10 protein-coding genes are annotated in these 12,220 nt (G+C 64.9%); 4 read left to right on the top strand and 6 right to left on the bottom strand.

The annotated features are described in order from the left end of the window. Window positions 1-8: 8 nt before the first annotated feature. The 5 genes from AC0L3B_RS08580 to AC0L3B_RS08560 are packed head-to-tail and all read right to left on the bottom strand — an operon-like array spanning window position 9 to window position 5,883. Complete coding sequence (locus AC0L3B_RS08580; protein ID WP_204512117.1) at window positions 9-935, bottom strand: 2-hydroxyacid dehydrogenase; 927 nt, start codon at window positions 933-935, stop codon at window positions 9-11. 13 nt (window positions 936-948) lie between these two features. Continuing rightward, entirely contained in the window at window positions 949-2,277 is a 1,329-nt protein-coding gene (locus AC0L3B_RS08575) for an NAD(P)/FAD-dependent oxidoreductase (protein ID WP_247294987.1), read from the bottom strand. 58 nt (window positions 2,278-2,335) lie between these two features. Then, complete coding sequence (locus AC0L3B_RS08570; protein ID WP_085361475.1) at window positions 2,336-3,211, bottom strand: ABC transporter permease; 876 nt, start codon at window positions 3,209-3,211, stop codon at window positions 2,336-2,338. Between the two features lie 2 nt (window positions 3,212-3,213). Next, complete coding sequence (locus tag AC0L3B_RS08565) at window positions 3,214-4,164, bottom strand: ABC transporter permease (protein ID WP_018454102.1); 951 nt, start codon at window positions 4,162-4,164, stop codon at window positions 3,214-3,216. 27 nt (window positions 4,165-4,191) lie between these two features. Then, window positions 4,192-5,883, bottom strand: coding sequence for a peptide ABC transporter substrate-binding protein (locus AC0L3B_RS08560; protein WP_085351879.1), 1,692 nt, complete (start codon window positions 5,881-5,883; stop codon window positions 4,192-4,194). Window positions 5,884-6,101: 218 nt separating this feature from the next. Here AC0L3B_RS08560 and AC0L3B_RS08555 point away from each other — a divergent pair, with 218 nt between their 5' ends. Together AC0L3B_RS08555 and AC0L3B_RS08550 are read left to right on the top strand one after the other, a co-directional pair. Next, complete coding sequence (locus tag AC0L3B_RS08555) at window positions 6,102-6,734, top strand: cupin domain-containing protein (RefSeq protein ID WP_085385349.1); 633 nt, start codon at window positions 6,102-6,104, stop codon at window positions 6,732-6,734. 142 nt (window positions 6,735-6,876) lie between these two features. After that, window positions 6,877-8,736, top strand: a complete 1,860-nt coding sequence (locus tag AC0L3B_RS08550) for an ATP-binding protein (protein ID WP_473380289.1) — start codon at window positions 6,877-6,879, stop codon at window positions 8,734-8,736. 177 nt (window positions 8,737-8,913) lie between these two features. Here AC0L3B_RS08550 and AC0L3B_RS08545 read toward each other — a convergent pair whose 3' ends face one another. Continuing rightward, a complete protein-coding gene (locus AC0L3B_RS08545) occupies window positions 8,914-9,933 on the bottom strand; it encodes an AraC family transcriptional regulator (RefSeq protein WP_317245846.1) in 1,020 nt (339 codons plus the stop codon). A gap of 187 nt (window positions 9,934-10,120) precedes the next feature. Here AC0L3B_RS08545 and AC0L3B_RS08540 point away from each other — a divergent pair, with 187 nt between their 5' ends. Next, the gene (locus AC0L3B_RS08540) at window positions 10,121-10,570 is read left to right on the top strand and encodes a cupin domain-containing protein (protein WP_018454097.1); all 450 of its coding nucleotides are present in this window, start codon (window positions 10,121-10,123) and stop codon (window positions 10,568-10,570) included. Window positions 10,571-10,676: 106 nt separating this feature from the next. Next, on the top strand, window positions 10,677-12,167 hold the full coding sequence (locus AC0L3B_RS08535) for a flavin-containing monooxygenase (protein ID WP_085351881.1): 1,491 nt from the start codon (window positions 10,677-10,679) through the stop codon (window positions 12,165-12,167). Window positions 12,168-12,220: the final 53 nt, after the last annotated feature.

The following is a 12,220-nucleotide window of genomic DNA, read 5'->3' as shown; positions in this document are numbered from 1 at the left end:
CCAGTGTCCTAATAGCCGCGACTACGATCGACACGCCCCGGCAATTCTTCACCGCGGCGGTGGCGCGCAATCACATCCAGCACGAAATCGACCGCCGTATCCGGCGTCGTCATGCTGGCATTGTGCGGCGTGACCAGGATGCGCGGATGGCTCCAGAAAGGGTGACCCGCAGACAGCGGCTCCGGCTCGGCGACATCGAGGACAGCACCCGACAACGCGCCGCTGTCGAGCGCCGCGAGAAAGTCGGCTTCGACCAGATGCGGGCCACGCCCGACGTTGACGAGCGACGCGCCGCGCGGCAGGCGCGCGAACAAGTCCGCATTGAGGATGCCGCGGGTCTCATCCGTCAGAGGCAACAGGCAGACGAGAATGTCGGTCTGCGCAAGGAAATCCGGCAACGTCCCCATGCCCGTATAACAGGTGACGCCGTCGATCTCGCGCATCGATCGGTTCCAGCCGAGTAGTGGAAAGTCGAAAGCCGTGAGGCGTTCGAGCACGGCCTGGCCGAGTTGGCCGAGACCCATCACGCCGACGCGCCGCCGCTTCGCCGGCGTGATCCGGATCTCGCGCCAGACCTGCGCCTTCTGCTGGGCGATGAAGTGCAGGAGATCGCGATGCAGGGCGAGCACCGCCATGGTGACGTATTCGACCATGGTCTCGGCGATGCCAGGCTCCAGCATGCGAACGAGCGGAATGTGCGCTGGAAGTTTTTTCGCGTCGAACTGATCGACACCCGCACCGACCGAGAAGACCAGCTCGAGATTTGGGAAAGTCGTCGCGATGTCGTCGGGCGGCACCCACGCCACGAGATAGCGGATGTCGGCGGGATCGCCGATGTCGGGCCAGAGCCGGAATGGCACATCGGGCGCGCGCTCGGCGAAGAAGCCCGCCCATTCAGCGCCCCGAACCATGTTGGCCTTGTAGAGAACCGTCATGCCGCCAAAACTCTCAGAACGGGCTGACCGGCGCGAGCCGGCGGCCGTCGATCAGGCGCTTGTGGCTGTAGGCCGCGGGATCGACCAGCGGCGTCGCGCCCGTCACGATGTCCGCCGCGAGCTTGCCGGCCGCAGGACCGATGCCAAAGCCGTGGCCGGAGAAGCCGGTGGCAAGGAAGAAGCCAGGCATGGCATCGACCGGCGAGATGACCGGAATGGTATCCGGCGTGCAGTCGATCGTCCCGCCCCAGGCTTCCGCGATCTCGATGTCCTTCAATTCAGGGTTCGACTTGATCAGCGAAGCCAGCGCGGCATTGACCAGCGACATGTCAGGCGCGGGATCGCGCACCCGCTCGGTCTCGAATGGCGACGGCTTGTCCAAGCTCCAGTTCGTGCCGCGCATGAGCTGGTCGAAGAAGGATTTGCCGAACGACAGTTTCAACCCGTTCTTGCGATGCAGATAGGTCGGCCAGAAAGTTCGCGCGTACCGGAACAGATCAGGCGACAGTTCGACCGTGCCGCGGTTGCGTAGCGCCAGGGTAAAGCCGCCGTCGAGGCGGCGGCGGATGCAATAGAAATCGGTGCCGAGCGCACCGGAGGTGATCTCCGGCCCCGGCGTGGTCCGGCACGCGGTCGCATTGACGAGGCCGATCGGCAGCTCGATGCCGTGGCGACGGCAGAATAGCGACGACCAGGCGCCGCCGGACAGCAGCACCGATTGCGTGCGAACGGTGCCCTTCTCGGTGACGACGGCGCTCACCCGTCCACCTTGCGTCTCCAACCCACGCGCGGCGCAGCCCTGATGAATCGTGACGCCGTGCTTTCGCGCGGCGGTCGCAAGCGCCGGCACGGCCATTGAGGGCTCGGCGCGCCCGTCGCTCGGCGTGTGCAATCCGCCAACCCATGTCTCGGCATTGCCGGGCAGGCGCTCGGCGACCTCCGCCGGCGTCAGCACGGTCGAGTGAACCTGCATCTCGCGCGCCGTTGCGGCCCATCGCTCCCAGCTGGCGAGCTCGTCCTTGCTCTTGGTCAGGAACAGCACGCCGGTACGGCGGAAGCCGGCATCGACGCCGGCATCGTTTTGCATGTCTTCCCACAGCCGCAGCGCCTCGCGGGCCAGCGGGATCTCCTCACGCGCGCGGCCCTGCTGGCGGCACCAGCCCCAATTGCGGCTCGACTGCTCGCCGCCGACATGGCCCTTCTCGACCAAGGCGACGGAGAGGCCCTTCTTTGCGAGATGATAGGCCGCGGAGACGCCAATGACGCCGCCGCCGATGACGACGACATCCACCTGCGCTGGCAGGCGCTCGTCACTGTTTATGCGGGTGAGCGGCGGGGACATGGGAAACTCCAGATATTCAGTTCGATCGAGACAGCTCGGCTCGTCGCTAGTTTGCAGATCATGGGATGTTCATCCGCGGATCGAGCGCGTCGCGCAGGCCGTCGCCGAGGAAGTTGAAGCTCGTCACCGCAAGCGTGATGGCGAGGCCCGGTGCAATCGCGAGCCAGGGCGCGCTGGTGAGATAGATCTGCGCGTTATTGAGCATGTTGCCGAGGCTCGCGGCCGGCGGTTGGATGCCGTAACCGAGATAGCTGAGATAGGATTCGAGCAGAATGGCCTTGGCCACGTTCAGCGTCGCCGCCACCACGATCGGCGCGATCGCATTGGGTACGAGCTCGCGGAACATGATCCGCAGATTCGACGAGCCGAACGCGAGTGCAGCAACCGCAAACTCGCGCTCCCGCAGCGAGCGCACCTGGGCCTCGACGACGCGGGCCACCCACATCCAGGCGGTTGCCGCGATCAGCACGGTGGTGGTGATGAAGCCGGGCTCGATGAGCGCCGCGAGCGCAAGCAGCAGGAAGATGGTCGGAAAGCAGAGCATGGCATCGACGAGCCGCATCAGCACCGCGCCGACCACGCCGCCATAGAAGCCGGCGAAGGCCCCGACGACGATGCCCACCGCCATCGCCATCACCATCGCGACGAAGCCGATCGACAGCGAGACGCGCGCGCCCATCATCAGCCGCGCCAGCACGTCGCGGCCGAGTTCGTCGGTGCCGAGGATGTGCGCGCCCGACAGCGGCGGTGCGAACCGCTTCATGATATCGATGTAGGTGTCGTCGAACGGCAGGAGGTACGGGCCGAATGCCGAACCGAGAACAAGGACGAGAATGATCACCGCGCCTGCAAGTGCAAGCCGGTGCCGACGAAATCGCCGCCACGCGGCCTGGCCGGGTGCGGGTTGAGCGCTGGACAAGTCTACGGTCGTCATCCCTAGCCCACCCGGATGCGCGGATCGACGACCGCATAGAGGATGTCGGCCAGCAGCGACCCGATCAGCACCATGATCGCCGAGAACATCAGAATGCCCATCACCACGGGATAGTCGCGATATCCGATGGAATCGAGGAACAGCCGGCCCATGCCGGGCCAGGTGAACACGGTTTCAGCGACCAGCGCACCACCGAGCAGCGTCGGAAACTGAAGGCCGCCCACCGTGATCATCGGCAGCAGCGCGTTACGCAAGGCGTGAACCGTAAGGATTCGCCATTCCGGCATGCCCTTGGCGCGCGCGGTGCGAATGTAGTCCTGGTTGATGACTTCGAGCATCGAGGAGCGCATGAAGCGGCCCCACATCGCGGTCTCCACCAGCGCCAGCACCAGCGCCGGCGCAATGAGATGATGGAGCAGATCGAGCAGGGAGCCATCGCCGACGGTCTGCCGGTTGCCGGCCGGCAGCCAGCCGAGCTTCACCGAGAACACATAGATGGTGACGAGGCCGAACCAGAAGGTCGGGATCGACAATGCGATCATGGCGCCGACGGTTGCGAGCGAATCGAACAGCGAATAGCGGCGCAGCGCACCGAGCACGCCAATCCAGCAGCCGAGCAGCACCGCGATGATGGTCGCAGTCGCCATCAGTTCCAGCGTGGCGCCGAGATGCGACGAGATCACCGCCAGCACCGCCTCGCCGTCACGATACGAGCGGCCCCAATCGCCCCTCAGCATCCGGCCGAACCAATCGAGATACTGGATCGGCAGCGAACGATCGAGGCCGAGCTGCCGCGTGACGCGGTCGAGATCCTCCTGCGTCATCTGCGCGGACGCCGCGAATTGCGAGAGCGGACCGCCGGGCGCCAGATGCAGGATGGCGAAGCCGATCGCGGACACGATCACCAGCAGCATGATCGCCTGCGCCAGGCGATTGGCGACGTAACGGGCCATCTCAGGCGATCTCGCGCGCCTGAACCATCAGGCCCAATACCATTCGCGAATGTTCCAGCAGTTGATCGACATGTTGATGTTGGGACGGAAGCCTTGCAGCCCTTCCTTCACACCTTCGGCGATGAAGCCCTGGAACAGCGGCAGGATCGCGAGGTCGTCGCGGATGAGCTTTTGCAGAGCGCCATAGGTCGTCTTGCGCTGCGCCAGATCGAACTGCTTGGCACCTTCGGCGAGAAGCCGATCCGCCTCCGGGTTGCGATACTGATAGGTGTTGTAGCCGCGGCCACCTTTGGCAGGAATGGCGCCGGAGCCGAAGCGGGGCGTCACGTCGGGGTCGCTGCCGAGCATGAAATTCACTCCCACGATCACCGAATTGAATTTCGATTGCTGCCAGAAGTCGCCCCAGATCACGGCGGCCGGCATGTTGTTGACGCGCATCGCGGCACCGATCGCGCGCCAGTCCTGGATCAGCAGCTGCTGGGTCTGCTCACGCACCGCATTGCCCGACGTCGTTGAATTGGTGAATTCGAGCTTGACGCCGCCTTTCTCGCGCACGCCGCCGGCGCCGCGGACCCAACCGGCCGCATCGAGCAGCGTGTTGGCCTTGGCCGGATCGTATTTGTGCTGCGGCAGTCCCTGCTGGAACGACCAGGCCTGTTGCGGCACGAAGCTTTCGGTCTGCGTCGGCAAGCCGTAGTTCAGCGCGTCGATGATCGCCTGCTTGTTGATCGCGAGATACAGCGCCTCGCGCACCGTGCGGTCCGCCAACGCGCCGAACTCCAGATTGGGCGCGATGTGCTCCACCGACGACGTGGATGAGACGAAGATCTTGCGGCCCTTCAGCGTCTTCGCTTCCTGCACGAAGTTCGGCAGAATGCCTTGCAGGCCGGTGTAATCGACCTGGCCGGTGCGGAACTGGGTGTAGAGCACGGTCAGGTCTGGAATGTATTTGAACACCACGCGCTCAACGTAGGGTCCCTTGGCGTGATAGCCGGTATGGGCATTCAACTGAATGTGGTCGCCCGGCACGCGCTCGCCCCAGCGGAACGGTCCGGTGCCGACAGGCGCATTGTGGAACGGCGAGGCGTTCGGATCGGTCACCTTCTCCAGGATGTGCTTGGGCACGATGAAGGTCAGCGATCCCAAGATCGACATATAGGGCGAATAGGGAGCTTCCATGCGCCAGTGAATCTCGTCGGGCGCGACGATCTTGATGTCCTTGACGAGACTATGGCCGACGCGGCTGCGCGCGCGAAAATCGGGGTTGTTGATCAGCTCAAGCGAGAACTTCACGTCCTCGGCCGTGAACGGCGTGCCGTCGTGCCATTTCACGTCGCTGCGGAGCTTGATCTTCCAGGTCAGGCCGTCGGCCGAGAGGCCGCCATTCTCGACCGTCGGGACTTCGCGGGCGAGGTCGGGAACGAACTTGCCGTCGGGATCGATGAACCAGAGCGGCGAGAACACCTGCCACCAGATGCCCTGATCGACTTCGATGCCCGGCATCAGGGGATGAAAGACCGTCGGCTCCTGCGACAGCGCCGCGATCACCTGCCCGCGCGGCTTGTCCGGCGGATTGGTCGGGCGTTCTGTCTGCGCAAATGCGTTGCCCGATAGCGTCCATCCCGCCGCGGCGCCCGCCCCGAGCTGAAAGATCTGACGGCGATTCGGATTGCCGAGATGCAGTGCCCCAACGCCGAACTTCCCGGTGTCGTCCGCCATGACCACTCTCCGTTGTCGCACGCGGCACCGTCTCCCGCGCCCCGAGACCCCGGCAAAGGGACAGGAGTGGGCTTTAGTGCTTCTAAATTTTTCTATCAAAAGTTCATCACGACTAAATACAGCTGTCAATCATATTGCTAGAATGCGCGACCTTTTCACTCCGACTGAAGCTCCGGACCGTCGTTGTCCGGGGTTGAGATGATGCACGGGAGAGCGACATGGATGGTCGCGGCGAGATCAACGATCCGAAGGATGCCCCGGCGACCGAGGCCGACGATGCCGTCGACCAGCGCCTGGGCGAGACCGTGCGGCTGCTGCGGCAGCGTGCGGGCCTGTCGATCCAGGACGTCGCCAATAAGACCGGCCTCTCTAACGGCATGATCAGCCAGCTCGAACGCGCGCGTGCCATGCCGTCGATACGCACGTTGCGCCTGCTCAGCATCGCGCTCGACGTTCCCATCTCCTATTTCTTCGAGACCACCGATCCCGGCGACGTGCAGCGCTACATCGTCCGCAAGAACAGCCGGCGCCTGCTGCGGCTCACCGCCAGCGGCGTCGTCAAGGAAGCGCTGACGCCGGCAGACAAGGGCCAGCTCGAACTCTACGAGCTCACGCTCAATCCCGGCGCCTCGTCCGGCACCGACTTCCTGCAGCACACCGGCGAGAAGGCGGGCTACATCCTCTCAGGCAGCCTGCGGCTGTGGCTCGACAACCAGGCCCATCTGCTCGACGCCGGCGACAGCTTTCGCTTTCCGAGCATCGTGCCGCACATGTTCGACAACCCGACCCAGCAGACGGCCCGCGTGATCTGGGTGACGACGCTGCGCCAGACCGATTCGCCGGCAGGTTGAAAGCGCCGCCAGCCCGGCACCACCGCAAATTGCCCCTCGACGCTGCCGCGCGGAATCTGTAGCTCACATCTGTAGCTCACGTGGAGCCGGTCATTGACAGGGCGGACACGAGGGTCTGCCACTGACGCGTTGGTGTGAGACCATGAAACTCAGGCGGCTTCTGACACTCGCGATGGCCGCGCAGGTCATCGTGACCGCGGCGGCTCTCCTCGTCTCCTATGCCGCGACCGGAACCGGGTTCGGCATTGCCCAGATCGTCGCCATGCTCGCAAGCGGCGCCATTGCGGTCCTGATCGCTCGTCTGTGCACGCGCGCGATCGAAACGGCGCAGGAAAAACGCGCCGCCGCGCTACTGACCGAGCAGGCGCGAGCCAGCGCACAGATGACGCAAGCGGTCATCAAGACCGCGCTCGATGCCTTCGTTCAGACCGACCAGAACGGCATCGTGCTGGAATGGAGCCTTCAGGCCGAGGCCCTGACGGGATGGACGCGCAAGGAGGCGCTCGGCACGGACGTCGTCAATCTCCTCATCGCCGAGCCGCTGCGCGACGGCTTCAGGCAACGCATGATGCGGCTGCTGCCGGAATTGTCGGATACGCCGATCGGCATCCGGTTCGAAGCGACCCTGCTGCACCGGGACGGCGACGAGATCCTGATCGAGGCCTCCAGCACGGCGCTCCACATCGGGGGGCGCACCCTCATCAACAATTTCGTCAAGGATGTCACCCAGAAGCGCGCCGCCGAGGAGCAGCTGATCCAGGCCCAGAAGATGGAGGCGATCGGTCAGCTCACCGGCGGCATTGCGCACGAATTCAACAACATGCTCACCGTGATCACGGGCACGATCGAGATCCTCGCCGACGCCGTGAAGGATAATCCGCCGCTCGCGACCATCACCAAGCTGATCAGCGACGCCGCCGATCGCGGCGCCGCGCTGACGTCGAGCCTGTTGTCCTTTGCCCGCAAGCAGGCGCTCAAGCCGGCCGAGAGCGACATCAACGAGCTGCTCGAAGAGCTCGCAAAGCTGCTGCTGGCAACCTTCGACAAGAAGATCGAGATCGTGACCCGGCTCGACGGCAACATTTGGCTCGCCCTCGTCGATCGCGGCCAATTGAGCTCGGCGCTTCTCAACCTCGCGATCAACGCCCGCGACGCGATGCTGGACGGCGGCAGACTGACGTTGACGACGCGCAACGTCGTGTTCGGCGTCCGCGAGGCCGTGGCGGTCGGGGCCGGCTATGCCGGCGACTATGTCGAGATCGAGATAGGCGATACCGGAACTGGCATTCCGCCGGCCATTCTGGAGCGGATCTTCGATCCCTTCTTCTCGACCAAGGACGTCGGGAAGGGCACCGGGCTCGGGCTCAGCATGGTGTTCGGATTCATCAAGCAGTCCGGTGGCGGAATCAAGGTCGCTTCCGAAGAAGGACGCGGCACGACTTTCACGATCTATCTGCCGAAGGCGGAGGCGAGCACGCTTCGCCCCACCGGCTATGACGAGCGCAAGGTCGTGGGCGGGACGGAAACCATTCTTTGTGTCGAGGACGACCGCGACGTCCGCCAGTACGTCACGGTTCAGCTCGAAAGCCTCGGCTACAAGGTCATCCCGGCCGCCAATGCAGCCGAGGCACTGGCCATCGCGGCCGAAGGCACGCCCTTCGACCTGCTTTTCACCGACATCGTGATGGCCGGCAGCTTGAACGGACGAGAGCTCGCCGACGAGATGGTGGCATCGCGCCCCTCGCTGCGGGTGCTCTTCACGTCGGGCTATGCCTACGACGCCCCGCATGCGCAGGGGCGCGCCACCAAGGGCGCACCGCTTCTGACAAAGCCCTACCGCAAGGCCGAGCTCGCGCGCATGCTGCGCCGCTCTCTCGACACCGCTGTCGACGACGCGGGCGATCCGATCCCGACGCCCTATTCCGTGCAGGCCGATCTCGAAGGCTTTCTGCGCAGGCAGGCGGCTGAACGCGATGGCGCGACAAGGTCGCGGAAGACCTAGGCCATCCGCTGCGAATTCCAACGCGGGTGGCATGGTTGAATGGTCAATCAACGACAGGCTAAAAGACTGCGACGATCAGTTATTGCTGGGGCGATGTTACTCAGGCGACGATGTTCAAATGATGCCGCATCTTCGCGCCGCGCGCTCCCCAACCGACATCGGGAAGCCGCCGGCGCATCAGCTCATCTTCCGCCGCAGCGTCGCTGACGGCGTCTCGCCGAATTTTTCGCGATAGGCGCCGGCCATGCGGCCGAGATGGGTGAAGCCGAGATCGAAGGCGATCTCGGTGATCGAAGTGTCCAGCTCGGCTTGCGTGAGCCGGGTGTGGAGATTGGCGAGGCGCATGTCGAGCAGCATCTGCGAGATCGACACGCCGAAATGACGGCGGAAACCGAGCTGTAGCGCGCGGATGCCGATCCCGGACTCACAGGCGAGGTGCGCAAGGTCGAGCGGGTCGCAGGCATTCGCCGCGAGGCAGTCCCGCGCAGTGTGCAGCGCGCGCGGCAGACGCTCGCCCTGGCCCGAGAACGTTCTGATCGCGTCGGACAGGCCGTGCCGCTGGCCGTCGAGGAGGTAATGAAGCAGCGCCTCGCGCCAGCCCGCGGTCGCGACCGGTGAAAGCCTGCCGGACGGTCCGAGACCTTCGGCGAGCATCATCAGCTCGACGAGCTTCGCCGCGAGGCCGCGCGCGGCCGGCGCGTTCAGGTCGAGCGTAGGGTCGAACTCGACCGCGCGGGTCGCCCTGCCCGACAATGCCGCTGCGCGCTGCTCAACCATGCGGCGGTCGAGCAGCAGGATCGCTTGCGCCGACTCGGTCCAGATCATCCGGGTCGGGATGGTCGGCGACAACAGCGACGCCGTCCGTTCCGGCGCTGTGTCGAGTTCGCGGGTACCTGCGCGGATACGGGCCGTGCCGGCGAGCGGGATCTGCACCAGGAAGAAGCGGTCGAGGCAGCCGGGATCGATGGTGACGGATCCGCCATAGGCGACATAGTTGATGGAAAAGCCGTCGAAGGCGGCACAATTGTGCCTGGCCGAGAAGCCCGACCTCCGCATCGGCGTCAGATCATGCGGGCAGAAGATGCGCCCGACCTGCTCGGCCGCCTCGTCGGCGTCGTCGGTGGTGACGCGGGCGAAAGCCGCGAGCCTTTCGGCCGCGGATCGAGGCGTGCTCATTTCCAGCTCGGCTGCGGACATCGCCGACCACGCTTGGCATCACGGAATATTTTAAACCTATAATAGTTCCCCGTCCCCGGAAAGAGCCCTGTCGCAAAAACGTCGTGCCGCACGGCACAGGACGTGTCCGGATTCGTTTAGCGGATAGACAGCAGCCCGCGCCTGACCGAAGCTCCACCCTCGTCGGGATCCACGATGGAGGCGAGCCATGACTGCACTCGAGAAGGGCATTACCGCGAACGGCACGGGCTATGGCGGCAAGACCTGGAATATTCTGGGCCAGGTCTATTTTCCCAAGGCCGTCACCGATTCCACCTTTGCCTTCGAGACCAACAGCGAGCCGGGCCAGTTCGTGCCAGTGCACATCCATCCGACCCAGGACGAATTCATCCTGGTGCAGGAGGGCACGCTCGACCTCAAGCTCGACGGCAAATGGGTCAAGGCCAACGCCGGCGATCTCGTGCGCCTGCCGCGCGGCATCCCGCACGGCTATTTCAACAAGTCCGACAAGCCGGCCCGCGCGCTGTTCTGGGTCTCGCCGATGCAGAAGCTGGAGGCGCTGTTCAACCAGCTCCACAATCTGGCCGACCCCGCCGAGGTCGTGCGCATCTCGGCCCTGCACGAGGTCGACTTCCTGCCGCCTGAAGCCAACGACTAGGCGGCCGCCCCACTCCCATTTCTGTTTCGTCGCAGGTCCAGCGGCCGCGCAGCGCGGCCGAACGCGGCCTGCTGTGCCCAGAACATTCGAGCTCGCGAGCAATCCCATGGTCAACCCAAAGCATGTCTGCGTGATCGGCGCCGGCGTCTCCGGCCTTGCCGCCGCAAAGGCGTTCTCGACCCGCGGTCACCGGGTCACCATCATTGAACGCAGCGCCGATCTCGGCGGCGTCTGGGAGCCGGCGCGCTCCTATCCGGAGGTGCAGACCCAGAGCCCGAAGGAGCTCTACCGCTACACCGACCGCGCCATGCCCGAAGCCTATCCGGAATGGCCGACCGGATCGCAAGTCCACGCCTACCTCGCCGACTACGCACGAATTTTTGGCCTCGACCGTATGCTGCGTTTCAACACCAGCGTGTCGGGCATGGCGCGACGCGCCGACGGCAGACCAGGCTGGACGCTCGCGCTCTCGGACAAGAGCGGCGCCAGCACAGCTGAGGATTTCGACTTCGTCGCGGTCTGCACCGGACAGTTCAACGAGCCGCGGGAGCTGCACTGCCCCGGCGAAGACGGCTTTCTAGCACAGGGCGGGCAGATCCTGCATTCATCGAAATACAACGATCCTCAAGTGGTGAAAGGACGGCGCGTCGTCGTGCTCGGCGGATCGAAATCGGCAACCGACATCGCGGTGAACGCCGTGAAAGCGGGCGCGCGTGAGGTGACGATCGTGATGCGCGAGCCGGTCTGGCGCATTCCTTATTTCATCGGCGGTCTCGTGAACTTCAAGCGCATCCTCTACATCCGTGCGCAGGAGGAGATGTTTCCGGGCTGGGGCATCGGCGCGATGTCGCGCCTTGCGCATCGCATCGCAGCACCGTTCGTCTGGGCAAACTGGCGCGGGCTGGAAAGCCTGTTGAAGGCGCAGCTCAAGCTGAAGCAATGCAACATGGTGCCGAAGGAGCGGATCGAGGACGGAGTCAACTGCTCGGTGCCGATCGCAACACCCGGCTTCCATCCGATGGTGGCCGACGGCCGCATCAAGGCCGTGTTCGGCAGCTTCGATCATTACGACGGTGACACCATCGTGATGAGCGGCGGCGAGCGCGTGGCGGCCGATGTCGCGGTGCTCGCGATCGGCTACAAGCTCGGCGTGCCATTCCTGCCCGCCGCGTACCAGGCAAAGCTGGTCGATGCGGATGGGCAGTACCGGCTCTATCGCCTGATCGCCAATCCCGACCTGCCGGAGCTCGGTTTCGTCGGTTTCAACTCCTCGTTCTGCACCGTGCTCTGCGCCGACCTCGCCGCCAACTGGCTGGTCCGTTACGCCGACGGACAGCTCGCACGCCAGCCGACCGCGCAACAGATGCGCGACAACATCGAGATGATGCTGCACTTCAAGCGGGTCGAACGGCCGGCTGCGGGCGTCTATGGCGGCCTCTGCGTCGCGCCCTATCACTACCGTCACTTCGACGAGCTGATGGCCGACATCGGCGCCAAGGAGCAGAAGCGCGGCGGGCTCGCGGGCCACTTCCGGCCGCCGGACGCGGACGCCTATGCGCGATTTCTCGCCTCCGCGCCGGATTACCAAGCGGCGTGAGGCCGCGAATTCGGGCCGAGTGGAATTTGCCGCTCGCCAGCCCTCGCCTCCGA

The organism is Bradyrhizobium sp. Kon56 (genome assembly GCF_055807635.1).
This window is presented reverse-complemented; position numbering and strand designations above follow the sequence as displayed.

Coding starts and splice junctions, on each gene's coding strand:
- AC0L3B_RS08540 (WP_018454097.1), top strand. CDS start 10,121: ATGACTGCACTCGAGAAGGGCATTACCGCGAACGGCACGGGCTATGGC.
- AC0L3B_RS08535 (WP_085351881.1), top strand. CDS start 10,677: ATGGTCAACCCAAAGCATGTCTGCGTGATCGGCGCCGGCGTCTCCGGC.
- AC0L3B_RS08550 (WP_473380289.1), top strand. CDS start 6,877: ATGAAACTCAGGCGGCTTCTGACACTCGCGATGGCCGCGCAGGTCATC.
- AC0L3B_RS08545 (WP_317245846.1), bottom strand. CDS start 9,933: ATGTCCGCAGCCGAGCTGGAAATGAGCACGCCTCGATCCGCGGCCGAA.
- AC0L3B_RS08560 (WP_085351879.1), bottom strand. CDS start 5,883: ATGGCGGACGACACCGGGAAGTTCGGCGTTGGGGCACTGCATCTCGGC.
- AC0L3B_RS08555 (WP_085385349.1), top strand. CDS start 6,102: ATGGATGGTCGCGGCGAGATCAACGATCCGAAGGATGCCCCGGCGACC.
- AC0L3B_RS08570 (WP_085361475.1), bottom strand. CDS start 3,211: ATGACGACCGTAGACTTGTCCAGCGCTCAACCCGCACCCGGCCAGGCC.
- AC0L3B_RS08580 (WP_204512117.1), bottom strand. CDS start 935: ATGACGGTTCTCTACAAGGCCAACATGGTTCGGGGCGCTGAATGGGCG.
- AC0L3B_RS08565 (WP_018454102.1), bottom strand. CDS start 4,164: ATGGCCCGTTACGTCGCCAATCGCCTGGCGCAGGCGATCATGCTGCTG.
- AC0L3B_RS08575 (WP_247294987.1), bottom strand. CDS start 2,277: ATGTCCCCGCCGCTCACCCGCATAAACAGTGACGAGCGCCTGCCAGCG.